Consider the following 24,691-nt stretch of genomic DNA (forward strand, 5'->3'; position numbering starts at 1 on the left):
CGGCCGGGGCGCTCGACTGTAGCAGGAACGAGGGGAGCTATTTGAGGATGCGTCGTGTGGCGAGCGCGGCGCCTGCGATCGCGGCGATGCCGGCTGCTCCAAGCGCCACGCCGAGCGGCGCGTTCGTGGTGCCGTCGCCCGTCTGGCTGAGCTTCGAGGTTTTTGCGGCTGTTTCGTTGCCGTTCTTCTCGTCTCCGTCGGCCTTGGGCAGGTTGACGGGCTCCTGCGCAGGGGCGGTTGGCTCTTCAAGGGAGGGCTTGCTGCTGTTCGCCACTTCTTTCGTCGGCTCTTGCAGACCTGATCCCGGCGTCGTTTCCGGGCTTTCGGGCGGCGTCGTGCTCTCCGGAGGCTTTGTTTCCTCGGGCGGCGTCGTTTCGGATCCAGCGGGAGGCGTCGTGTTCTCGGGGTTCGACGGCGATGCAGGCGGAGTTGGAGCCGCGCTGTCTCCGTCCGGCTTCGGGGTTTCGTCGGGATCGGCCTGTCCGGCGCCGTCGTTCGCGGGCGGGGCGGGTTCGTTCGGAGCGCTCGGCGGGTTCCCTTCGGGCGCTGCCGGCGGGTTCACCTCGGGCGGCAGGACGCTCTCGGGCGGTTTCGTCTCGCTCGAAGGCGCATCTCCGCTGCCTTCCTCGGGAGGGGTGTTCCCGACCGGCGGAACCGCAGGGGAATCCGCCGCAGGGGGCTCTTCCTCGACAGGAGGCACGGTGGGTTTCTCGGGAAGCAGGCTCAGGCACAGCTCCTTTTCCTGTTTGTACCTGTTCGTCCAGCCTTCGTGGTACTGCGGCTGGCCGTGGTAGAACTCGGCCACGTGCGCTATCACGTAATCGCACAGCGTGGTGACGAACTGTTCGTCGGTCATGTCGTTCGTCAGCCCGGCGCCGGGGTAGTTGTAGCTGTTGTAATATGTTCCGTTCACGTAGCCGTCGGACCAACCGCCCACGAATTTGTGCCATCCCGACGTGCCGAACAGGTTCGCCAGGCCCCAGCAAAGGCCTTTGACGCTGTCGGCGCGATTCGAGATGTCGATGCCGCGGCTTGCGAGGTACGTTTCAGCGGGGACGTAGTAGTTGTCGTATGCGAAGGTGTCCTGCAGTGCCGAGAACTCCGCGGGGTCGGCGGCGTATGCCGCATGCCAGGATTCGTTCAATTGCTGGCCGATGTCGGTCAGCCGATCCGCGTTCCCGTCGTACAGGTCTCCCGAAATGTTCGCGCTGGGAACCCAGGAGAACATCCGGTACTTGACCGGGTCGAAATTGTAGCAATAGGAAATAAAGCTTTTGAGCGAGTATCGGTTGTCGAATTGATAGTAGCCCATTGCATGGTAGCCATCGCCCCATGAGAGCCCCTGGTCGTAGTTCTGGTTGCTCTCGAATCGGGCGAAGTACTTCATCTCGTTCGAGAGGCTGCGCAGCTGCGTGTTGGCTGCCAGCGGGACGGCCAGCGTCCGTGCGATTGGCGCGACGGGGTTGTCGGAGTAGAAGTCGGCTTTATCGTAGCCATCGGGCTTGGCGGCCGCGCCCGAAGGGGCGGAGTCGGCGCCGCCGGCCGTTCCTCTAGCGGAATCGGCGGCGTTGGCGGACGCATCGTCTTCTGGGGCTTCGTCCGCAAAGGCCGCGCCCGGCAGCAGGCCGCACGCGAGGGAGAGCGAAACACCCAAGGCGAGCGCCTTCGGCGTAGTGGATTGTCCCATGAGGACCTCCTAGTTCTGCAAGTATGCTGCGTTTCAAGTGCGTTCGTAGTGTGTTTGCGCGCCCGCGGGCGCGTTGAAACTTAAGTCTCGCATGCGATTGCGGGCGGAGCCAAGTCCCGATAGCCCGTTTCCACAGCTCCCTGACAAACAAAACAAACTTCAGCAGGGAGGTGAGCCTGATGATGAAGATCATCGTTTCGCCAAGTCAGCGACTTTTTTGCGGGGCTTTCCAGCTCGGAATTCGTCGAAGGGGTCTTGAACCGGCAAAGCTATCCAGCTCGCATAGCGTCGGCGGAGCCTCGAATCGACCGAAGATGCCGTCCCGATGTCGGGATCGGCCTGAAACCATACTTGCATTCTCCCAGATAAAAGGGCAAATCAACAAAGAATTTCCACAGTTCGTAAAAATTTTTCTTGACTCGCCTTGACTTTCGACATATCTTAGGCAATTGCGACTTTTTCGCAGAAATGCGGGTGCACATGAAGGAGGAAAAGCCTCGTGGCTCAAGGAAAAACGACTGATCAGACCAGCCTTTACAGGGATCGGCGCAGCTTTGCGAAGATTCCGGACGTCATGGACGTCCCCAACCTCATCGCCATCCAGACGGACAGCTTTGAGTTTTTCAAGGGCGAGGGCCTGGCGCAAGCGTTCCAGGATATCAGCCCCATCGAGAACAACACCAAGGACATGTGCGTGGAGTTCGGCCGCCACGAGTTCGGCGAGCCGAAGTACACCGTGGACGAGTGCAAGGAGAAGGACGTCTCCTACCAGGCACCGCTGTTCGTGGAAATCCGCTTCATCAACCGCGAGACCGGCGAGATCAAGGAGCAGGACGTCTTCATGGGCGACTTCCCGCTCATGACGCCCCGCGGCACGTTCATCATCAACGGCACGGAGCGCGTCGTCGTCTCCCAGCTGGTGCGCTCCCCGGGCGTGTACTTCGCCTCCGAGCGCGACAAGGCGTCCGACAAGACGCTGTTCAACGCGAAGGTCATCCCCAGCCGCGGCGCGTGGCTTGAGTTCGAAACCGACAAGCGCGACATCCTGTCCGTGCGTATCGACCGCAAGCGCAAGCAGCCCGCGACGCTGCTCGTGCGCGCCCTCGGCCTGGCCGAGACGCGCGAGGAGATCATCGAGCTCCTCGGCAACGACGAGATGGTGCTGCGCACGCTCGACCGCGACCCGGCCACCACGAAGGAAGAGTCGCTGATCGAGCTGTACAAGCGCTTCCGCCCCGGCGAGCCGCCCACCATCGATTCCGCCCGCACGCTGCTGGAGGGTCTGTTCTTCAACCCGCAGCGCTACGACCTGGCGAAGGTCGGCCGCTACAAGATCAACAAGAAGCTGGGCTTCGACCCCGACTACGAGGCCTCCACGCTCACTGACGACGACATCGTGCGCACGATGCAGTACATCGTGGCGCTGCATGCCGGCGACGAGGGCGTGCAGACCGACGACATCGACCACTTCGGCAACCGCCGCATCCGCACGGTGGGCGAGCTGATCCAGAACCAGTTCCGTATCGGCCTGTCCCGCATGGAGCGCGTCGTGCGCGAGCGCATGAGCATGCAGGAGCCCGACGAGATCACGCCGCAGAGCCTCGTGAACATCCGCCCCATCGTGGCGGCCATCAAGGAGTTCTTCGGCTCCTCGCAGCTGTCCCAGTTCATGGACCAGACGAACCCCGCCGCCGGCATCACGCACAAGCGCCGTCTGTCGGCTCTGGGACCGGGCGGCCTGTCCCGCGAGCGCGCCGGCTTCGAGGTGCGCGACGTCCACACGTCCCACTACGGCCGCATGTGCCCCATCGAGACGCCTGAAGGCCCGAACATCGGCCTCATCGGCTCGCTGGCCACCTACGCCCGCATCAACCCCTACGGCTTCATCGAGACGCCGTACCGCCGCGTCGTCGACGGCAAGGTCACCGACGAGGTGGACTACCTCACGGCCGACGAGGAGGAGAACTACACCATCGCGCAGGCCAACGACCTGTTCGACCCCGAGACGCGCAAGTTCGGCACGTTCGACGACCAGGGCGTGTTCCACGAGGCCGTCCGCGTGCTCTGCCGTACGAAGGACGCCGCCGGCGTGTTCGGCGAGCCCGACGAGGTGGCGCCCGAGCTGGTGAACTACATGGACGTGTCCCCGCGCCAGATGGTTTCGGTGGCCACCTCCCTCATCCCGTTCCTCGAGCACGACGACGCGAACCGCGCCCTCATGGGCTCGAACATGCAGCGCCAGGCCGTTCCGCTGCTGCGCCCCGACGCGCCGCTGGTGGGCACCGGCATCGAGCACCGCATCGCGGTCGACTCCGGCGAGATCCTGGTCGCCCAGAACCCGGGCGTCGTCGACTACGTGGACGGCCAGACCATCATCGTGCTGAACAACGACGGCGAGTACGACGAGTACCTCGTGCCGAAGTTCCAGCGCTCCAACCAGTCGGGCTGCATCAACCACCGCCCCATCGTCCGCAAGGGCGACGAGGTGCAGGCGGGCGACGTGCTGGCCGACGGCCCCAGCTGCGACGGCGGCGAGCTCGCGCTCGGCCAGAACCTCATGGTGGCCTACATGCCGTGGGAAGGCTACAACTACGAGGACGCCATCATCGTGTCCGAGCGCGTGGTTGCCGAAGACCTGCTCACGTCCATCCACATCTCCGAGTACGAGGTCGACGCGCGCGACACGAAGCTGGGTCCCGAGGAGATCACCCGCGAGATCCCGAACATCTCCGACGACATGATCAGCGACCTCGATGCCGACGGCATCATCCGCGTGGGCGCCGAGGTGTTCCCGGGCGACGTGCTGGTGGGCAAGGTCACGCCGAAGGGCGAGACGGAGCTCACGGCCGAGGAGCGCCTGCTGCGCGCCATCTTCGGCGAGAAGGCCCGCGAGGTGCGCGACACGTCCCTCAAGGTGCCCCACGGCTCCGGCGGCCGCGTCATCGGCATGAGCCGCTTCAGCCGCGACGCCGGCGACGAGCTGGCTCCGGGCGTCAACGAGCTCGTGCGCATCTACGTGGCCCAGAAGCGCAAGGTGCAGCAGGGCGACAAGCTGTCCGGCCGCCACGGCAACAAGGGCGTCATCTCCCGCGTGCTGCCGGTGGAGGACATGCCCTACCTCGCCGACGGCACCCCCATCGACGTCATCCTCAACCCCCTGGGCGTTCCTTCCCGAATGAACGTGGGCCAGCTGCTGGAGAACCACCTCGGCTGGGCTGCGAAGTGGGGCTGGGACGACGCTGAGGAAACCGACGCCGTGGTGGAGGGCCCGATGCACGTGGCCACGCCGGTGTTCGACGGCGCCACGGAGAAGGAGATCTCCGATGCCATCGAGAAGGCGAACCGCAACCTCATCAACAAGAACCATGCCACGTACGGCGACCTGGCGCGCGACGAGTTCGTGCCGCAGCTGTCCCGCACGGGCAAGACGTGGCTGTACGACGGCCGCACGGGCGAGAAGTTCCGCGAGCCCATCACCGTGGGCCAGAGCTACATCCTGAAGCTCGGCCACATGGTGGACGACAAGATCCACGCGCGCTCGACCGGCCCCTACAGCCTGATCACCCAGCAACCGCTGGGCGGCAAGGCGCAGTTCGGCGGCCAGCGTTTCGGCGAGATGGAAGTGTGGGCGCTGTACGCGTACGGCGCATCGAACGTGCTGCAGGAGATCCTCACGGTGAAGTCCGACGACACCGCCGGCCGCGTGAAGTCCTACGAAGCCATCGTCAAGGGCGAGAACATCCCCGCCCCCGAGGTGCCCGAGAGCTTCAAGGTTCTCGTGAAGGAAATGAAGTCGCTGTGCCTGAACGTCGAGCTGGAGGGCCACGATCATCGCACGATCGACGTGACCCAGGACATCGACGGCCAGGAAGACGGCGATCGCGCGCTGTACGAGGCCATCGCGGCCGACGCGCGCAAGACCGAAGAAGACGACGCGGCCAATGCGCTCGACAGCATTGCCGCCGAGCTGGGAGAGCTGATGGGCGATAGCAACAACGATACGAACGACCTGATCGGTGAGGGAGAGGAGCGATAAATGACGACGGAATTCGACGTGAGCAATTTCGACGCCCTGCGCATCTCGCTCGCCAACGCCGAGGACGTGCGCAGCTGGTCGCGCGGCGAGGTGAAGAAGCCCGAGACGATCAACTACCGTACCCTCAAGCCCGAGAAGGACGGCCTGTTCTGCGAGAAGATCTTCGGCCCGACGAAGGACTGGGAGTGCGCCTGCGGCAAGTACAAGCGCGTGCGCTTCAAGGGCATCGTCTGCGAGCGCTGCGGCGTCGAGGTGACGCGCAGCAAGGTTCGCCGCGAGCGCATGGGCCACATCGAGCTGGCCGCCCCGGTCAGCCACATCTGGTACTTCAAGGGCTCGCCCTCGCGTCTGGGCTACCTCTTGGACATCGCACCGAAAGAGCTGGAGAAGGTGCTGTACTTCGCATCCTCCATCATCACCTCGGTGGATAAAGAGGCCCGCGAGGAGGACGCCGACGAGCTGCGCGACGAGCTGGCCGCCGACCTCGAGGAGCTGGACGCCGAGCGCGACCGCCTCGTGGAGGCCACGCGCAAGCTGTCCGTGGACTACGTGCCCGAGGACGACGACTTCGTTGACGACGTGGACGAGGACGAGCGCATGACGGCCGAGGAGGTCGACGAGGAGATCGCCGACATCTACGAGGAGTTCAACGAGCGCAAGGCGCTGCGCCAGGACGCTTTCGACGCCTTCATGAAGATCGAGCCGAAGCAGCTGGTGCCGGACGAGGCCCTCTATCGCGAGATGCGCCTCAACTACCGCGACTACTTCACGGGCGGCATGGGCGCCGAATCCGTGCGCGACCTGCTGGACGCCATGGACCTGGCCGCGACGGCCGACGAGCTGCGCGACGTCATCGCCAACGGCAAGGGCCAGAAGCGCGCCAAGGCCATCAAGCGCCTCAAGGTGGTCGACGCGTTCCTCAAGTCCGAGAACAAGCCGACGGACATGATTCTCGATGTCATCCCGGTGATCCCGCCCGACCTGCGCCCCATGGTGCAGCTGGACGGCGGCCGCTTCGCGACGTCGGACCTGAACGACCTGTACCGTCGCGTCATCAACCGCAACAACCGCCTCAAGCGCCTGCTGGACCTCGGCGCGCCTGAGATCATCGTCAACAACGAGAAGCGCATGCTGCAGGAGGCCGTCGACAGCCTGTTCGACAACGGCCGCCGCGGCCGTCCTGTCACGGGCCCGGGCAACCGCCCGCTGAAGTCGCTGTCCGACATGCTCAAGGGCAAGCAGGGCCGCTTCCGCCAGAACCTGCTGGGCAAGCGCGTCGACTACTCCGGCCGTTCGGTCATCGTCGTCGGCCCGCAGCTCAAGCTGCACCAGTGCGGCCTGCCGTCGCAGATGGCGCTGGAGCTGTTCAAGCCCTTCGTCATGAAGCGCCTGGTGGAGCTGGAGTACGCCGCCAACATCAAGGCCGCCAAGCGCGCCGTCGACCGCGGCGCCAGCTACGTGTGGGACGTGCTGGAAGAGGTCATCACCGAGCATCCCGTGCTGCTGAACCGCGCACCTACCCTGCACCGTCTGGGCATCCAGGCCTTCGAGCCGGTGCTGGTCGAGGGCAAGGCCATCAAGCTGCACCCGCTGGTCTGCACCGCCTTCAACGCCGACTTCGACGGCGACCAGATGGCCGTGCACGTGCCGCTGGGCGCCGAGGCGCAGGCCGAGGCCCGCGTGCTCATGCTGTCCGCCAACAACATCAAGTCGCCGGCCCATGGCCGTCCGCTGACCGTGCCCACCCAGGACATGATCATCGGCCTGTACTACCTCACGGCCGCCCGCGACGGCTTCGAGGGCGAGGGCCGCTCGTTCATCGACTTCGACGACGCCATGAACGCCTACGACGCGCGCGCCGAGCTTGACCTGCAGGCCAAGATCTGGGTGCGTCTGACCAAGGACACGCAGGTGGCCACGGCCTTCGGCGTGTTCGAGGAGCACAAGGCGGGCGAGCGCATCGAGACCACCATCGGCCGCATCACGTTCAACAACGTGCTGCCCGAGGACTACCCGTACCTCAACTACGAGATGAACAAGAAGGAGATCAGCCGCCTCGTCGAGGACGTGTGCAACCGCTACGAGCTGTCCAGCGTGCCGGCGATTCTCGACGGCCTCAAGGACGCGGGCTTCCACTACGCCACGCGTGCCGGCGTCACCGTTTCGGTGTACGACGCCACCGTGCCGCCGAACAAGGCCGAGATCCTGGCTGCCGCCGACGAGAAGGTCGCGGCCATCGACGAGGACTACGAGATGGGCCTCATGAGCCCCGACGAGCGCCACAAGCAGGTCGTCGACATCTGGAACGCCGCGAACGAAGAAGTCGGCGAGGCCATGGCCGAGAACTTCGACAAGTTCAACCCCATCTACATGATGGCGTTCTCCGGCGCTCGAGGCAACATCAAGCAGATCCGCCAGCTGGCCGGTATGCGAGGCCTCATGTCCGACCCGAAGGGCGAGATCATCGACCGCCCGATCAAGGCGAACTTCCGCGAGGGCCTGTCCGTTCTGGAGTACTTCATCTCCACGCACGGCGCCCGTAAGGGTCTGGCCGACACCGCGCTGCGTACCGCCGACTCGGGCTACCTGACCCGCCGTCTGGTGGACGTGGCCCAGGACGTCATCATCCGCGAGATCGACTGCGGCACCGCCGACGGCGTGCCGTACCCGCTGCACAACGAGAAGGGCGACGTCGACGAGAACCTCATCGGCCGCTGCCTGCTCAACGACGTGGCGGGCGTCGACGGCGAGGTGCTGCTGGCCGCGGGCGAGTACATCACCCATATGGACCAGCTCAAGGCCATGGACGCGGCGGGCGTCGAGACGCTCGTCATCCGCACGGTCATGACCTGCCATGCCGAGCACGGCGTGTGCCAGAAGTGCTACGGTTGGGATCTCGCCACGTCGCGTCCGGTGAACATCGGCACGGCGGTGGGCATCATCGCCGCCCAGTCCATCGGCGAGCCCGGCACCCAGCTGACCATGCGCACGTTCCACACCGGCGGCGTCGCCGGCGAGGACATCACCCACGGTCTGCCTCGTGTCCAGGAGCTGTTCGAGGCGCGCAAGCCCAAGGGCCTCGCCGTCCTCGCGGAGATCTCCGGCACGCTGCAGATCTCGGGCGACAAGCAGTCCAAGACCATCACGATCCACGACCAGCAGGGCAACTTCCGCGAGTACGTCGTGTCGGCGCGCGCCCAGATGCTGCCCGGCGTGATGGACGGCTGCGAAGTGAAGGTGGGCCAGCAGCTCACCAAGGGCTCGGTGAACCCGCACGACCTGCTGCGCCTCACCGATCCCAATACGACGCTGCGCTACATCGTCAGCCAGGTCCAGGGCGTGTACGTGTCCCAGGGCGTGGACATCAACGACAAGCACATCGAGGTCATCGCGCGCCAGATGCTGCGCAAGGTGGCCGTCATGGACGCCGGCGAGTCCGACTTCCTGCCGGGTCGCCAGGTGAACCGCTTCGAGTTCGAGGATGCCGCCAACGCGCTCATCGCCGAAGGCAAGGAGCCGCCCGTGGGCCAGCCGCTGCTGCTGGGCATCACGAAGGCGTCGCTGGCCACGGATTCGTTCCTGTCGGCCGCCTCGTTCCAGGAGACGACGAAGGTGCTCACCGACGCCGCGATCGAGGGCAAGATCGACCACTTGGCCGGCCTCAAGGAGAACGTCATCATCGGCAAGCCGATCCCGGCGGGCACGGGTCTGTCGCGTTACCGCGAAGTGGGCCTCACCTACAAGGGTCGTCCGGTTGCGCCGGTGGTGGGCGAGACGCTGCCCGACTTCGCGCCGGAGGCTTTGCGCGATATCGAGGAGCTGCTGCCCCAGCCGCAGGATTGGTCGCTCGACGGCGACGGCTACCTCAACATGGGCACGAACTACGGTAGCTACTACAGCGGGCTTTCGCTGGGCCATCGCGGCCCGCAGCTGTCCGACGAGGACGCGCGCCTGTACATCTACGACGACCTGGGCGTGTCGCAGCGCTGGGCCAACAAGTTCTCCGAGGCGGGCATCGAGACGGTGGCCGACCTCGTGGGCCACACCGAGGAGGACCTGCTGCGCATCGAGGGCATCGGCGTGAAGGCCATCGAGGAGCTGAAGGAAGGCCTCGAGGCCCACGATCTGACGCACGTGATCGAGGACGACCTCGCGGCTACGAGCGACGACATGTCGCAGCTGCTGGACATGGTGTTCTCGCCCGATGACACCATCCTCATCGGCGGCGACGAGCCCCCGACCTTCAACACCGAGGGCGAGGACATGCTGGGCGAGGCTCTGCCGCCGCGCTCCTACCAGCGCAACCTGGAAGAGCTCGACGCTCTGCTGGGCTCGGTAGGGTCGCTCGGCTTCGGCCTGACCACCAAGGAGTCCGAGGAAGCTTCCAACGCCGACGACGACGTGGAAGAATAAGTTCGACCTGCGGGGGCGCGCTTGGCGCGCCCCCTTTGCTTGCGGCTCTTGTGGCGGAGGATGCGGCGCAATGCCCAGTCGCTCAGACAGTCCTGCTCGCACGAAACGTCCGCTGGACGTTTCGGCTCGTGCGGAACTCGCTTGGTGGGCAACGCGCCGCACCCTCCTTCGCGAGTCTCTTGTCATCCTGAGCGGAGGCGGCGCAGCTGCCGGAGTCGAAGGATCCCGTGCGGCGCCAGCGGGTACGGCTGCGACCTGCGAGAGGCGGTCGGACCGGGACTCGCTGGAAAAGGGTTCTACCTGTGCGGTTCTCTTTAGTAGGAGGAGCATCATGTCTCAGAAAACCTATATCCCTTCCGGCGAAATGCCGCCTTCGTCGCAGATCGGGGCGACGTTCGAGGCGCTTGCCGCCACTATCGCAGCCCGGCGCGAGGCGGGGGAGGAGAGCTACACCTATCGTCTGCTCACCGGCTCTCCCGACGGGGTGCTGAAGAAGGTCATGGAGGAGGCGGGCGAGACGGCGCTTGCGGCGAAGGACGTGGAGTCGTGGGCGTGCTCGTCGCTGGCGGCATCGATCGCGGCAAGCGGCGCTGTCGACGAGACCGACGAGCTGGCCGTCGATCTGCCGCCCGAGTACGACGCGGCCATCGATCATCTGCGCTACGAGGCGGCCGACGTGGTGTACCACCTGCTCGTGGTGCTCGAGCGCTACGGCATCGGTCTCGACGAGTTCGCCGCCGAGCTGAACAACCGCATGACCGACGCGGAACGCCCCGAGGGCGGCGTCCGCTTGCATGAAGACCATGTGAAACGGGGGAAGTAGACCTTCCGGCGGTTATCCGCCGCCTCGAAAGCCCCGCTTACTTTGTTGAACCTGCTGGAAAGGAAAGAGCATGGCACGTTTATTTGGAACGGATGGGGTTCGCGGCGTCGCGAACAAGGAGCTGACGTGCGAGACGGCCTTCAAGCTGGGTCAGGCCGCCGTGGCCTTCCAGGGCAAGACCATCCTCATCGGCAAGGACACGCGCCTGTCCGGCGACATGCTGGAGTCGGCCGTGGCGTCCGGCATCATGTCGATGGGCGGCACGGCGCTCCTGGCCGGCATCATCCCGACGCCCGCCATCGCGCTTCTGGTGCGCGAGCTGCACTGCGACGGCGGCATCGTCATCTCGGCGTCGCACAACCCGCCCGAGTACAACGGCATCAAGCTGTTCGACGGCCAGGGCTTCAAGCTGCCGGATGCGGTTGAGGACGAGATCGAGGCTTATCTGGCGGCGGGCGGCCCATCGGCGGACGAGCTGCCGAACGGCGACGAGGTGGGCGTGGCGCTGCCGGTGGACGACGCCTGCGAGCTGTACATCGCGCACGCGGTGTCCACGGTGGCCGGCGAGGGCATCGACTTCGCGGGCCTCAAGGTGGCGCTCGACGCAGGCCATGGCGCATCCTGCATGACCAGCGCCGAGGCGCTGCGCCGTCTGGGCGCCGAGGTGGTTTCGATCAACGAGGACTTCGACGGCACCGACATCAACGTGCAGTGCGGCTCCACCCATCTCGAGCCGTTGCGCGCGCTCGTGGCCGAGACGGGCGCCGATGTGGGCATTGCGCACGACGGCGACGCCGACCGCGTCATGCTTGTGGACGCGAACGGCAACGAGATCGACGGCGACGTGGTGGAGGCCGTGTGCGCTATCGACCTGCACAAGCGCGGGCTGCTTGCCGGCGGCACCGCCGTGTCCACCGTCATGTGCAACCTCGGGCTCTCGCATGCTCTGCGCGATGCGGGCATCGAGCTCGTCCAGACGAAGGTTGGCGACCGTTACGTGCTGGAGGCCATGCGCGAGGGCGGCTTCGTCCTGGGCGGCGAGCAGAGCGGCCATATGATCTTCCTCGAGCACAACTCCACAGGCGACGGCTTGGTGACCGCCCTGCAGTTCCTGGCCGCTTGCCGGCGTGCCGGTTCCTCCATCGAGGATGTCGCCAGCGTCATGACGCGTTTCCCGCAGACGCTGATCAACGTGCGCGTGAACGACAAGCACGCCGTGGACGGCAATGCGGCTGTGCAGGCCGCCGTCGAAGCTGCCGAAGCGGAGCTGGGCGATTCGGGTCGCGTGCTGCTGCGTCCTTCCGGCACCGAGCCGGTGGTGCGCGTCATGGTGGAGGCCGCCAGCGCCGAGGAGGCCGACCGCCACGCGCAGGCCATCGCCGCCGTGGTCGAGCGCGAGGCGTGATTCCGCTGTCATCCTGAGCGAGCGCAAGCATTCGACAGTCCAGCGGACTGTAGAACTCCCGAGCACGCGAAGCGAGCGCAGGGAGGCCCCGCGAAGCGGGGACGCGAAGGATCCCGTGCGGCGTCAGCAGGAAGTCTTTCTGCCGGTGCCGTATTCGGGATCCTTCTATTGCGTAGTGCGCGCTTCGGGACGAAAAGCAAGCAGGGTTGCCCCCCCCTGCGTGCGGGCAAGTTCCCGACTTATGCGTACCTCTGCCATCGAAAACGCCCAAAAAGCACCATGTACGCGACTTATGTGCACCTCGGAAGCGGCCTGCGCGATCGAAGTATTTCATAGCTAACTTTTGACCAGGCTTTTTATTGGGCGACGCTTTGCCGCTTCGTCTGAAAAGGCCGTTTCGGCGTGGCAGAGGTGCGCATAAGTCATGGACAGAGGAGATTTCTCCGGTTTTCGTTGCAGGCGCTCCGTTTGACGGGGTGCCGCCACGTTCGCGTTCGGCCGATCATCGTAGGCAGGATCAAACAATGGCGCTTCGTCTTCGAAAGCGCCGGCTACCGCTTCGACGCCGAGTCGGGCCGCGTGCTGTGCTTCTGCTGCGATTCGGAACGCTTCTGGAAATATGTCGGCCGATGAGGAAAGGCGAGTAGCGGGAGGGTGGCAAGGCGGCAACGCTCAGCTGCGGCCTCTTGCGCACTCGCGCGCTTCATGGGATCGTGGTCGTTGCGACAGGGACGCGGCCGCGATATGCGCGCCGGTCGACCGCGGCATCCTCGGACTGCGCTCCTGCCGCATCATCCGAAAGCAACGCCCTCGGCTCCGAAGAGCCGAGGGCGTTTTCATGCGAGAGGAAGCGTGCCCTTATCGCACGAACAGGCTGAGGAAGCGCACGAGCAGGCTCGGCTTCTTCGCACCGCGCGTTGCGGGCGGGGCTGCCACCATGCCCTGCTCGGCGCACGGGCGCTCGCCGACAGGAGGTTCGATGGCGTCGGCTTCGAGTGCCGGGGCGGTGGCAGAGCCGACCGGAATAGCGGGCGCGGTTGCGGGCGCGATCCGGGACGATGCGGCCACGGATGCCTGAACGGCGGCTTCCGCAGCCGCTTCCGCCTCGCGCGCGGCCGCAGCCGCAGCGCGTTCCTCCGCGCGGATGCTCGCCTCGTCCTCGGTCATCTCGTGTGCCGCCATCAGCTGGGCCGAGCGTCGCCGAGCAGCATCGCGCGCCGCTTCGTCCTCGGCTGCTTCCAGGCGGCGCTGCTGCGCGCGCTTGATGAAGAACTCCTGCGATTCGAACAGCACGGTCTCGCCGTCGGCGTCTTCTTTCGCGAACGCGCCGAGCGGCGTGTAGCTGCCATCGGGCATGAGCTCACGCAGTTTGGCGGTGTCGCTCAGGCTCACGTCGAGGTATCCGAGGATCTGCTCGCGCAGTTCGCTGTCGAGGACGGGCCAGGCTATCTCGATGCGCTTGTCCATGTTGCGCGTCATGAGGTCGGCGCTAGACAGGTACACCTTCATATTGTCGCGCGGGCCGAAGCCGTAGATGCGGCTGTGCTCCAGCAGGCGCCCCACGATGGACACGACGCGCACGTGCTCGGTGTAGCCTTCCAGCCCCGGCACGATGCACGAGATGCCGCGCACGAACAGCGTCACGTTCACGCCGGCCTGCGACGCCTCCACGATCTTCTCGATCACGTCCTTGTCGGTGATGGAGTTCGTTTTGAAGAACAGCCCGCACGGCTCGCCGGCTTTCTTGCGTTCGATCTGCGCGTCGATCCCAGCGAGGATCATCGGCTTGATCTGCAACGGCGCCACCCACATGATGTCGTAGTTGTCGGAGGTGTTCTCGAGCCCCATGTTGCGGAAGAACTCGGTTGCGTCTCGCCCGAACGTCTCGTCGGTGGTGATGAACGACAGATCGGTGTACAGCTTCGCCGTCTTCTCGTTGTAGTTGCCGGTGCCCAGCTGGGTGATGTGCTGCAGCCCCTGGTCGGTTTGACGCGTGATGCAGCATATCTTCGAGTGCACCTTGAAGTCGCGGAAGCCGTAGATGACGTTGCATCCCGCCTGTTCGAAGCGCTGCGACCATTCGATGTTGTTGCTCTCGTCGAAGCGGGCGCGCAGCTCGAACAGCGCGGTCACCTCCTTGCCGTTCTCGGCTGCCGCGATGAGCGCCTCGGCTAGATGCGATTGGCTGGCCAGGCGGTACAGCGTGATCTTGATGGAGATGACGGTGGGGTCGTTCGCAGCCTCGCGCAGAAGCTGCACGAAGGCGTCCATGCTCTCGTACGGGTACGATAGCAGCACTTCCTTCTCGGCCACCTGGTCGATGATGCGACGGTTGCGGTCGAGGCAGCCGGGCCACTGCGGCGTGAACGGTACGTTCGTCAGCTCCGCGCGCGCGGCCTCGGGCAGATGGCCGGCCAGGCCCCACGTATAGCTCATGTCGAGCGGCACCTTCGTGACGTAAGCTTGGTGCGGCTTGAGGTTCAGGCGCTTGAGCAGCAGCTTCTCCAGGGTGGGCGACAGCGGCCGTTCGCTTTCGAGGCGTACCGGCGCCAGGCGCGAGCGCTTCTTCAAGATGCGCTTCATGTGCTCGCGATAGTCCTCGTCGCTCTCGTCGGTGCCTTCGGTGGCGTCGAGGTCGGCGTTGCGGGTGACGCAGATGACGTTCGTGTGCTTGATGGCGTACATGGAGAATATCTCGCTCGCCACCATCTCGATGGCGTGCTCCAGCAGGATGAACTGCAGTCCTTCGCCCGGCAGCGCGATCACGCGCTGGCATTGGCGCGGCATGGGGACGAGGCCCAGCGTCACGCCCTCGGCTCCGAGGTTCTTCCCCTTCTCCTCCTTGGGCGCCTTTTCGCCGTCCTTGGTCTTCGCCGCCTTCTTCTTCGCGCCCGGCTCCTCGTTGAGGCGCAGTACCACGTACAGCGCGCCGTTCTCCAAGTGAGGGAAGGGATGGCGCGAGTTGATGATCTGCGGCGACAGGAACGGCATCACGTTCTTGTGCACGTAATCGGACAGGAAGGCGCGCTGCTCGTCGTCGAGGTCTTCGGGGCGCAGGCTGCACACGCCGCGCGCGCACAGCTGTTTCCGCACGCTTTCGTAGGTGCGTTCCTGGATGGGGTACAGCTCGTGGCAGCGCGCGTAGATGGCATCGAGCTGCTCGGCGGGCGTCATGCCGGACTTCGAGTCGATGATGTGCTTCTTCACTAACGACAGGTCGGTCAGGCTGCCGACGCGCACCATGAAGAACTCCTGGAGGTTGCTCCAGAAGATGGAGATGAAGTTCAGGCGCTCGAGCAGCGGCACCGTCTCGTCGGCTCCCTGGTCGAGTACGCGCTCGTTGAACGTGAGCCATGACAGCTCTCGGTTCTGCAAGTAGGATTCTTTGCTCGGCTCGCCCTCGACGGAGGGGTTTGCGCCCTCGACCTCGTCGATTGACGCGCGCATCTCGTCCGCGCTCGTTTCCGCGAGAGCGTCCGGCGCTTGGCCGGCAGGAGTCTCGGCGGTGCTGGTCGTGGATTTCTTGGCTGTGTCCATGAACGTCCCCTTCCCGTAAACGTTCGCTTCCTGCGCGCCGCTACCGCAGCATGCGGTCGATCAGGTACCCTTCGCGCACGCCGTACTTGCATACGTCCAGACGCTCGGCTCCGCATGCGTCGAACAGCTCGCCGAGGATGATGCAGCCCGGTACCAGCGTGTGCACGCGCTCGGCCGAAGCCTTGAGCGCGGCGTGCGCGAACGTGTCGGGATCGGTGCGGCACCATGCAAGTATCGCATGAATTTGCTGTTTCGTCATGGTTTTCGGACGTACGGCCGCGCCGGTGGCTTGAGCATGCATCTTGGCGGCCGCGCGCACGCTTCCGCCGATGCCGTACAGCGCTTCCGAGCGGTACGCGTCGGGGTCGGGCAGACCGGCGAAGCGCTTGCGGAACGCTTCGGCTATGGCGTCCATCTCGCCGGGGGTCGGCAGGATAGCGCGTACGTGCTGGGCGAACGATGACAACGACCCTTGCCCGATGCTCGCGTTGTCGAAATCGAGGCTGCTTTCGATGCGTGTGAGCTCGGTCGAGCCGCCGCCGATGTCGACGAGCGTGCCCCGCTCTACTGCGCGGTCGCAGGTGGCGCCGACGAAGCCCAGGTGCGCCTCGTCGGTAGCCGACAGCAGCGAGATGGGCAGCTCGGCTGCCTCCTCGATGGCCGCGACGGCTTCCTCGCAGTTCAAGGCGTTGCGGATGACCGCGGTGGCGAACACCTCCATCTTCTCGCAATCGAAGTACCGTGCGCGCTTCGCATGTCCGCGCAGCACGCTGACGGCTCGGTCGATGCCGTCCTGGGTGAACACCCCGTCCACGACGTAGGCCGACAAGCCCGCCATCACCTTGTCGTTTATGAGACTCTTGAAATCTTTGTTCGTACACGTGCGCTTATGCGCGTCTTTCACGTCGTAGACGACGAGGCGTATCGAGTTCGACCCGAGGTCGATCACCGCGTAGTTGGGCATGGCATAGTCCGTCCGAAATCAAGCGGCTCGCCCGGGGCGATCCGCGATGTGCTCCATCGCTTCATTGTAGTGAACCGCGCCGGTCGCGGCCAGGCCGAGCGCGAACTGAAAGCTGGATTTTACTTTTCATCGCCTGCGCTCGGGACGACGGTCTGGTTCGCTCGTTCGGGTGGCGATGGGCCGGCCCTTGCAGGATGGCGGTCCGGTTCTTCGCGATCCTTGTGGTACCATGAGCTTCTCGAAGGAAAGGAAGCGCCATGCTGGAAACCGTCGATTTCTCACGCGAACCGCTCTCGAAGGACGCCTACAAGGCGCGTCGGGACGAGCTGATGGAGCGATTGGTGGTGCTGCAGCAGCAGGCGCGCGTGCAGGGCGTCGGCCTGGTGGTGCTGTTCGAAGGATGGAACGGCGCCGGCAAGGGCAGCCGCATCTCCGATCTCATGTACCACCTCGACGCGCGCGCCACCAGCGTGTACGTCACTGAAAACCTCGACGTGAAAGCCGCCCGCGCGTTCGCGGGCGCGAAGAGCGGCGTAACGGGCTTCTATCCCGTGATGCAGGAGTTCTGGAAGGGCCTGGGCCAGCGCGGCACCATCTCGTTCTTCGACCGCGGCTGGTACACCGCCGCCGTTCAGCACATGCTGTACACCGAGTTCGGCAAGCTCTCCCTGAAAGCCTCCAAGCGCAAGGGCCAGAAAGCCGTCGCGGCCGCCATGGCCGAGGCGCGCGACGAACGCCACATCGACGTGCTGCGCCGCTACCTCACCTCTGCGTCCGATTTCGAGCGGCAGCTAGCCGACGACGGTTACCTTGTGGTCAAGTTCTTCGTGCACGTCACGAAGGAGGCGCAGAAGAAGCGCCTCACGCGCCTGCATGACGATCCGGCCACGCGCTGGCGCGTGGGCGAGGACAAGCTGGCCACCATCGGCAACTACGAGGAGGCGTACCGCCTGTACGACAACCTGCTGAAGGGCAGCGACTTCTCGTTCGCCCCATGGCATCTCGTGAACGGCGAGGACAAGCGCCGCGCCAACCTGCAGATCGCCGAGACGCTGGTGAACGCGCTTACGAGCGCGTTCGAGGCGGCGCCCGACGCCGAAGCCGCCGTAGCGGCGGCCAAGGCGCAGGCCAACTCCGCCGGCGCTCTCGATGAAGCGCCCCTGTTCGGCCGTTCTCCCGAAGAGGAGGCGCGCGTGCGCGAGGAGGCGGAAGCCGCCGCAGCCGCTGCTTCCGCCCGCGCTCCGCGCGTTTCGAGGTTCCGTCAGGTGGACGACCCGCCGTGCCTCGAGAGCGTCGACCACGCGCTCGCGCTCGACCCCGAGACGTACAAGGTCGAGCTCAAGGCCCAGCAGGAGCGCCTCAACAGGCTGGAGATGGAGATGTACCAGAAGCGCATCCCGCTCATGATCATGTACGAAGGCTGGGACGCCGCGGGCAAGGGCGGCAACATCAAGCGCGTGGCCCAAGCGCTCGACGCCCGCGCCTATACCATTTTTCCCAGTCCCGCCCCCACGAAGCCCGAGCTGCTGCATCCGCACCTGTGGCGCTATTGGACGCGTCTGCCGAAGGCGGGCCACGTGGGCATCTACGACCGCAGCTGGTACGGTCGCGTGCTCGTGGAGCGCGTCGAAGGTTTCGCTTCGGTGTCGGAATGGACGCGGGCGTACGACGAGATCAACGAATTCGAGCGCGATCTGGTGCGGTGGGGCGCCATCCTGCTGAAGTTCTGGGTTGACGTGAGTCCCGAAGAGCAGTTGCGACGCTTTCGCGACCGCGAGCAAGATCCTGCGAAACAGTGGAAGATCACCGATGAGGATTGGCGCAACCGCGACAAGTATCCCCAGTACAAAGCCGCGGTCGAGGATATCTTCCGCTTGACCAGCACGCCGTTCGCCCCCTGGATAATCCTCGAGAGCGACGACAAGCGCTACGCGCGCGTCAAGGCGCTCAAAATTATCAACGACGCCCTGGAAGCGCGCTTGCGCGAAAACTGAGATCGCGTTACTATGGGCAGCAGTACTCGAAACGACCGTGCGCATTCGCGCGCTTGAACGAAAAAAAGGGGTAAACAGTCATGACTCTGTTCGGAATCACCGTGCCCATGGAGGCTATCTGGGTCATCGTCGCGATCATCGTCCTCGTCATCGTCGGCTTCATCGCGAAAGGCTTCATCGACGAGATGAAGAAGTAGCCGCTTCGGCGAACAGCGGTCCCTATCGTGAAAATTGCGTTTTTGCGAACATCGCGCCCCCATCATGGGGGCGTTTGTTTATTATGGTAACGGTCTGGCGACGGCGGGGTTCCGCTGTTTGAAGATCATCCCGAAAGGTGAACATGTCCGAGTACCGACAGCATCCCGGCCCTGCTCCAAGCGGGCGACCTGCGCAGCAGCGCGCGCCGAGGGGCGCCGCGCCCGACGTGCGGGCAGGGGCGCAACCGGGCGCCTACCGGCCGGCCACCGCGCAGCATGCCGCCTACCGCTCCGCTCAGCCTGCCCAGCGCAGATCGGCTGGAGGCGGAGGCTACCCGTATCGACAGCAACCGACCTATCAGCAGCCCGGTTCCGGACGGCCTCGGAAGAAGAGCGGGCCGTGGCGCGTGGTGTTCTGGATCGCGCTCGTGGTGTTCGTCGTGGCGCTGGCCGCGCTCGGTGCCATCGGCTTCAGTTACTGGCAGGGTCAGCAAACCTATAACGATGTCGCGCGGGAGGGTTTCACGCCGCCCGACGATCTGTCGGCCACGTCGCTCGCCGACTTCACGGTGGACTGGGATGCGCTCAAGGCCATCAATCCCGACACGGTGGGGTGGATCTACATTCCCGGCACCGTGGTGAACTACCCCATCGTGCAAGCGGCCGACGACGAGAAGTACCTTACGCACGACTTCAAGGGATCGGAAGGCTGGATCGCCACGTTCGGCGCCATCTTTTTGGCGGCCGAGAACAGCTCCGACTTCTCCGACCCGAACAACATCATCTACGGCCATCATCTGAACGACGGCTCGATGTTCGCCTGCGTCGCCGATTTCAGCGATGCCGCCCAGTTCAACGACCATCGCACGGTGTACATCCTCACGCCTGAGGGCAACTACGAGCTGAGCACGTTCGCGCTCGTGCATGTGGCGGCCGACGATCCGTTGGCGCAGACGCGGTTCGCCGATGAGGACGAACGCGTGGCCTACGTGCAGGACAAGATCGACCGATCGGTGGTGCCCGCTTCCGACATACCTGCTGCTTCCGATATCAAACACACCTTCGCCCTCGCCACGTGCGACAATCTGCCGTCGGACGGGCGTTACGTGCTGTATTCGTACGTGAAGGCCAGCACGGTGGGCGAGGGCGACGGCGACGTCATCGACCCCGATGCCGTCGCGGCCATCGATTCCGCAGAACAGGAGATCGCTTCATGAGCACGTCCATCCTGCCGGGCGAGCGCCCCGACCGCCTCGAAGAGGAGTGCGCCGTGTTCGGCGTGTTCGCTCCCGGCGAAGACGTGGCGCGCATGACGTGCTTCGGCTTGCAAGCGCTGCAGCATCGCGGTCAGGAGAGCGCCGGCATCGCCGTGGGCGACGGTGCGACGGTCATGGTGTCGAAAGACCTCGGCCTTGTGACCCAGGTGTTCGACGAAGCAAGCCTGGCCGCGCTCGAGGGCTTCGTGGCCGTGGGCCACGCGCGCTACTCCACGAGCGGCGGCGCCGCGTCGTGGGAGGCTGCGCAGCCGCACATCTCGGCCATCGACGACGTGCTGATCGCGCTGGCGCACAACGGCACGCTCGTCAACACGAACGCCTTGCGCGCCCGTCTCGTCGACGAGGGCGTGCAGTTCCGTTCCGGCACCGACAGCGAGGTGGCGGCGAAGGCAATCGGCCGGGTGACCCAGGAAACGCACCACTTGCGCAACGGCATCCGCCGCGCTATGGAGGAGCTGTCGGGCGCCTACGCCATGGTGCTGGCCAGCCCCGATTCGCTGTACGCGTTCCGCGACCCCAACGGTATCCGCCCGCTGTGCATCGGCGAGCTGCCCGACGGCCGCGGCTGGGCGGTGTCCAGCGAGACGTGCGGGCTCGACATCGTGGGCGCGCAGTACGTGCGCGACGTCGAACCGGGCGAGATCGTGCGCTTCAACCGCGACGGCATGCACGCCGAGCAGGGCGTTGCCGCCCGCAAGTCGGCGGCGTGCATCTTCGAGTACGTGTACTTCGCGCGCCCCGACAGCGTGATCGACGGCCAGAGCGTGTACCAGGCGCGGCGCAACATGGGGCGCATTCTGGCGCAGGAGGCGCCCGTGGAGGCCGACCTCGTGCTGGGCGTGCCCGACTCGGGCGTGCCGTCGGCCATGGGCTACGCGTTTGAGAGCGGCATCCCGTACGCCGACGGCATCGTGAAGAACCGCTACGTGGGACGCACGTTCATCGAGCCCACCCAGGCCATGCGCCAGCTGGGCATCCGTTTGAAGCTGAACCCGCTGCGCTCGGTGATCGAGGGCAAGCGCCTCGTGGTCATCGACGACAGCATCGTGCGCGGTAACACCAGCAAGAAGCTCGTGCAGATGCTGCGCGATGCGGGCGCGGCCGAGGTGCATCTGCGCATCGTGAGCCCCGAGGTGCTGTGGCCGTGCTTTTACGGCATCGACACCGACACGCGCGACCAGCTGATCGCCGCGAACATGGATCTGGACGAGATGAACGCGTGGATCGGCTCGGACTCGCTGGCCTTCATCTCGCTCGAGGGCCTGCGCGCCTCCGTGCCCGATGCGCGCCGCCAGGGGTTCTGCGACGCATGTTTCACCGGCGACTACCCGGTGGCCATCCCCGATTCGGTGGCCAAGAAGAGCTTACTCACGAAGAAGGATTTCGAAGAGACTTACGGCGAAGGTGCGGCCGACGAGGCGCGCCCTCGCACGCGATAGCAGCATGACAGGGGGAACCGCCCCGACATGGACGATACGGCACAAGGAGCAGAGATGACCGAGAGAGTAACCGTGAACGCAGCGCAGACCGACGACGGCCCGCACATGCCCAGCTGGATGGACGAGGACGCGGTGACCTACGCGCAGGCGGGCGTGGACACGGCCGAGGGCGCGCGCGCCGTCGAAGCCATCAAGGGCGTCGTGCACGACACGTACCGTCCCGAGGTGGTGGGCGACATCGGCGGCTTCGGCGGCCTGTTCTCCATCGCGGCGGCCAAGGACATGGACGATCCGCTGCTGGTCAGCGGCACCGACGGCGTGGGCACGAAGCTCAAGGTGGCCCAGATGGCCGGCAAGCACGACACGGTGGGCATCGATCTGGTGGCCATGTGCGCCAACGACATCCTGGCCACCGGCGCCGAGCCGCTGTTCTTCCTCGATTACGTGGCCATCGGCAAGCTGAAGGCCGAGAACGTGGCCGAGATCGTGGCGGGCATCGGCGAGGGCTGCAAGCAGGCCGGCTGCGCGCTCATCGGCGGCGAGATGGCCGAGCATCCCGGCGTCATGGACCCGGACGACTACGACCTGTCCGGCTTCTGCGTGGGCGTGGTCGACCGCGCGAAGATGCTCGATCCCGCGGCGGTTCGCGAGGGCGATGTGCTGATCGGCCTGGCGTCCAGCGGCCTGCACTCCAACGGCTACTCGCTGGCGCGCAAGGTGTGCGTGGAGGGCAAGACCCACTACGAGCTGCGCATCGAGCGCGAGGAGCTGGGCGGGCGCAGCCTGCAGGATGCGCTTTTGGAGCCCACGCGCATCTACGTGAAGCCGGTGCGCGCCGTGCTGGAGGCTTGCGAGGGCGCCGTGCACGCGCTCGCGCACATCACGGGCGGCGGCATCTCCGAGAACCTCGACCGTGCGCTGCCGAAGAGCTGCGCCGCCGAGGTCGACCTGGGCACGTGGCCGGTGCCGGCCATCGCGTCGTTCGTGTGCGACGCGGCGCACCTCGACGAAGCCGAGGCGCTCAAGACGTTCAACATGGGCCTCGGCATGGTGCTCATCGTGGACGCGGCGCGCGCCGACGAGGTGGAGGCCGCGCTGACGCAGGCCGGCGAGACCACGTACCGCGTCGGCCGCATCGTGGCGGGCGAGGGCGAGGTCCGCTACGCGAACGACGGCAAGCTGTACGGCTTCGGTGCGGAGGCGTAAGGGCATGACCGAACCGCTGAAAATCGGCGTGCTGCTGAGCGGCAGCGGCACGAATTTGCAAGCCATCATCGATGCGGCGGCCGAGGGGCTGCCCGTGGAGATCGTGCACGTGGTGTCGTCGCGCCCCGATGCGTTCGGCATCGAGCGCGCGCATCGGGCGGGCATCCCGGTCACGGTGCTCAACCGCGACGTGTACGCCGACCCCGTCGAAGCCGACAAGCGCATCGCCGAGACGCTGCGCTACGCGCACGCCGAGTACGTGGTGATGGCGGGGTACATGCGCAAGGTGACGCCCGTGCTGCTGGACGCGTTCCCCGACCGCGTGCTGAACCTGCACCCGGCGCTGCTGCCGTCGTTCAAGGGCGCGCACGCCATCCAGGACGCGTTCGACGCGGGCGTGAAGGTGACGGGCATCACCGTCCACTTCGCGAACGAGGACTACGACAAGGGCCCCATCGTGGCGCAACGCGCCGTGGAGGTGCGCGAGGACGACACCCTCGACGACCTCGAAGCCCGCATCCACGAGGTCGAGCACGTCCTGTACCCCGAAGTGCTGCGCCTCGTGGCCGAAGGCCGCGTGACCGTGGGCGAGGATCGCAAGGTGCATATCGCCCCCGCCCGATGAACCCGCGGGGAAACCCGCAGGCCAACCGTCCGTTCCGCGCGTAAGCTCGTCGTCCGCCCAGGCAAATGCCCGCCAGCTCGAACCTCGAAGGAGCCCTCATGAACAAGGAAGCCCTCCAATCCGTCATCGCCGCCCTCCGCGAGGGCCGCACGCCGTCCTTGAGCGTGGAGGATTTCCCGTGCTTCTCGCCCGAGGCGACCGAAGGCAACCAGCACGTGGAGCCGACGTATCTCGACGTGGTGGCGAAAAGCCTCACGGCCGACGACGCGCCCACGTTCGAGCGCGCCCTGCGCGCGATGGAGGAGGGCGACCTCGCCTGGCTCGGTTTCAAGATCGTCTACGATGCGGACGCGGCTCAGCGCAACACCGACAACGAGGTGACGAAGAAGTACGGCGACGAGGGCTCGGCCGACGGCGAGCCGCTCGTGTTCTTCTGCAACGACGCGAAGGAGATCGTGGCGTCGCGGCCGTACTCGCCCCGCGACACGTTCCAGATGAAGGACGTCACGCGCGGCCCCTCGATGCACAACGAGCAGTTCGAGGGTCTCACCTGGGCGAGCGTCCCTCTGTTCGACCAGGTGCATGTTTGGCTGCTGGGCGCGTCCGACGCGGCCAGCGAAGTGGCGGCGCTCGCCGACCACGTGGGCTTCGCCGTGACGGTGGTCGACTACGATCCGGCCTATGTGAGCGAAGCGCGCTTCCCTGCGGCGAAGCGCATCGTGCTCGAGGGCGGCAACTTCGACGCGCTCGAGCAGTTGGACGCCGCTCCCGAGGATTACGTATGCGTGCTCACGCGCGGCCACATGTTCGACCCCGAGGGCTGCGTCTGGGCGACGAAGCATGCCGTGCACTACGTGGGCATGATGGGCTGCGCCGGCAAGAACGATCGCGTGCGCGAGCTGGTTCTGGCCTCCGGCGCCACCGAGGAGGACTGGGAGCGCGTCAAGCGCCCCATCGGCCTGAAGTTCGGGGCGAAGACGCCCGCCGAGCTGGCCATCGCCATCGTCGCCGAGCTCGTGGATGTGCGTTACCGCCAACGCTACAGCGCCGAAGCGCGCGAGCGCCACGAGAAGAGCCTGGGCCGCTGA

13 protein-coding genes are annotated in these 24,691 nt (G+C 65.7%); 10 read left to right on the top strand and 3 right to left on the bottom strand.

Annotation, left to right across the window (positions count from 1 at the left end):
• Nucleotides 1–37: 37 nt before the first annotated feature.
• A complete protein-coding gene (locus tag GT613_RS07290) occupies nucleotides 38–1,687 on the bottom strand; it encodes a hypothetical protein (protein ID WP_009607793.1) in 1,650 nt (549 codons plus the stop codon).
• A 499-nt stretch (nucleotides 1,688–2,186) separates the two neighbouring features.
• On the opposite strand from GT613_RS07290, the gene GT613_RS07295 reads away from it, so the two are divergent.
• The 4 genes from GT613_RS07295 to glmM all read left to right on the top strand — a co-directional run bounded on the left by GT613_RS07295 (nucleotide 2,187) and on the right by glmM (nucleotide 12,364).
• Nucleotides 2,187–5,723 (top strand): DNA-directed RNA polymerase subunit beta, encoded by a 3,537-nt coding sequence (locus GT613_RS07295; protein WP_009306451.1) that lies wholly within the window; start codon nucleotides 2,187–2,189, stop codon nucleotides 5,721–5,723.
• Complete coding sequence (locus tag GT613_RS07300; RefSeq protein WP_009607893.1) at nucleotides 5,724–10,136, top strand: DNA-directed RNA polymerase subunit beta'; 4,413 nt, start codon at nucleotides 5,724–5,726, stop codon at nucleotides 10,134–10,136.
• A gap of 331 nt (nucleotides 10,137–10,467) precedes the next feature.
• On the top strand, nucleotides 10,468–10,959 hold the full coding sequence (locus GT613_RS07305) for a phosphoribosyl-ATP pyrophosphatase (RefSeq protein WP_009607803.1): 492 nt from the start codon (nucleotides 10,468–10,470) through the stop codon (nucleotides 10,957–10,959).
• A 70-nt stretch (nucleotides 10,960–11,029) separates the two neighbouring features.
• Nucleotides 11,030–12,364, top strand: coding sequence for a phosphoglucosamine mutase (glmM, locus tag GT613_RS07310; protein ID WP_009306448.1), 1,335 nt, complete (start codon nucleotides 11,030–11,032; stop codon nucleotides 12,362–12,364).
• An 858-nt stretch (nucleotides 12,365–13,222) separates the two neighbouring features.
• Here the strand turns inward: glmM and ppk1 are convergent.
• The gene (ppk1, locus tag GT613_RS07315) at nucleotides 13,223–15,901 is read right to left on the bottom strand and encodes a polyphosphate kinase 1 (protein WP_114550085.1); all 2,679 of its coding nucleotides are present in this window, start codon (nucleotides 15,899–15,901) and stop codon (nucleotides 13,223–13,225) included.
• A gap of 40 nt (nucleotides 15,902–15,941) precedes the next feature.
• Nucleotides 15,942–16,865 (bottom strand): exopolyphosphatase, encoded by a 924-nt coding sequence (locus GT613_RS07320; RefSeq protein ID WP_009306445.1) that lies wholly within the window; start codon nucleotides 16,863–16,865, stop codon nucleotides 15,942–15,944.
• Nucleotides 16,866–17,122: 257 nt separating this feature from the next.
• On the opposite strand from GT613_RS07320, the gene GT613_RS07325 reads away from it, so the two are divergent.
• The 6 genes from GT613_RS07325 to GT613_RS07350 all read left to right on the top strand — a co-directional run bounded on the left by GT613_RS07325 (nucleotide 17,123) and on the right by GT613_RS07350 (nucleotide 24,691).
• Nucleotides 17,123–18,859 (top strand): polyphosphate:AMP phosphotransferase, encoded by a 1,737-nt coding sequence (locus tag GT613_RS07325; RefSeq protein ID WP_009306444.1) that lies wholly within the window; start codon nucleotides 17,123–17,125, stop codon nucleotides 18,857–18,859.
• 340 nt (nucleotides 18,860–19,199) lie between these two features.
• The gene (gene srtB, locus GT613_RS07330) at nucleotides 19,200–20,273 is read left to right on the top strand and encodes a class B sortase (protein WP_114519587.1); all 1,074 of its coding nucleotides are present in this window, start codon (nucleotides 19,200–19,202) and stop codon (nucleotides 20,271–20,273) included.
• Nucleotides 20,270–21,772 (top strand): amidophosphoribosyltransferase, encoded by a 1,503-nt coding sequence (purF, locus tag GT613_RS07335; RefSeq protein ID WP_114519549.1) that lies wholly within the window; start codon nucleotides 20,270–20,272, stop codon nucleotides 21,770–21,772. The genes srtB and purF overlap by 4 nt, the downstream gene beginning before the upstream one ends.
• Nucleotides 21,773–21,826: 54 nt before the next feature.
• Entirely contained in the window at nucleotides 21,827–22,978 is a 1,152-nt protein-coding gene (gene purM / locus GT613_RS07340; protein WP_114550086.1) for a phosphoribosylformylglycinamidine cyclo-ligase, read from the top strand.
• Between the two features lie 4 nt (nucleotides 22,979–22,982).
• Entirely contained in the window at nucleotides 22,983–23,603 is a 621-nt protein-coding gene (gene purN, locus GT613_RS07345; protein WP_114519551.1) for a phosphoribosylglycinamide formyltransferase, read from the top strand.
• A 98-nt stretch (nucleotides 23,604–23,701) separates the two neighbouring features.
• A complete protein-coding gene (locus GT613_RS07350; protein ID WP_114516397.1) occupies nucleotides 23,702–24,691 on the top strand; it encodes an XdhC family protein in 990 nt (329 codons plus the stop codon).

It is taken from the genome of Eggerthella sp. BIOML-A4 (genome assembly GCF_009875575.1).
Classification (GTDB): Bacteria; Actinomycetota; Coriobacteriia; order Coriobacteriales; family Eggerthellaceae; genus Eggerthella; species Eggerthella lenta.

Bases quoted from the DNA above. Each gene is read 5' to 3' on its own strand.
- GT613_RS07290 (WP_009607793.1), bottom strand. From the start codon at position 1,687: ATGGGACAATCCACTACGCCGAAGGCGCTCGCCTTGGGTGTTTCGCTC.
- GT613_RS07300 (WP_009607893.1), top strand. From the start codon at position 5,724: ATGACGACGGAATTCGACGTGAGCAATTTCGACGCCCTGCGCATCTCG.
- GT613_RS07305 (WP_009607803.1), top strand. From the start codon at position 10,468: ATGTCTCAGAAAACCTATATCCCTTCCGGCGAAATGCCGCCTTCGTCG.
- glmM (WP_009306448.1), top strand. From the start codon at position 11,030: ATGGCACGTTTATTTGGAACGGATGGGGTTCGCGGCGTCGCGAACAAG.
- ppk1 (WP_114550085.1), bottom strand. From the start codon at position 15,901: ATGGACACAGCCAAGAAATCCACGACCAGCACCGCCGAGACTCCTGCC.
- GT613_RS07320 (WP_009306445.1), bottom strand. From the start codon at position 16,865: ATGCCCAACTACGCGGTGATCGACCTCGGGTCGAACTCGATACGCCTC.
- GT613_RS07325 (WP_009306444.1), top strand. From the start codon at position 17,123: ATGCTGGAAACCGTCGATTTCTCACGCGAACCGCTCTCGAAGGACGCC.
- srtB (WP_114519587.1), top strand. From the start codon at position 19,200: ATGTCCGAGTACCGACAGCATCCCGGCCCTGCTCCAAGCGGGCGACCT.
- purF (WP_114519549.1), top strand. From the start codon at position 20,270: ATGAGCACGTCCATCCTGCCGGGCGAGCGCCCCGACCGCCTCGAAGAG.
- purM (WP_114550086.1), top strand. From the start codon at position 21,827: ATGACCGAGAGAGTAACCGTGAACGCAGCGCAGACCGACGACGGCCCG.
- purN (WP_114519551.1), top strand. From the start codon at position 22,983: ATGACCGAACCGCTGAAAATCGGCGTGCTGCTGAGCGGCAGCGGCACG.
- GT613_RS07350 (WP_114516397.1), top strand. From the start codon at position 23,702: ATGAACAAGGAAGCCCTCCAATCCGTCATCGCCGCCCTCCGCGAGGGC.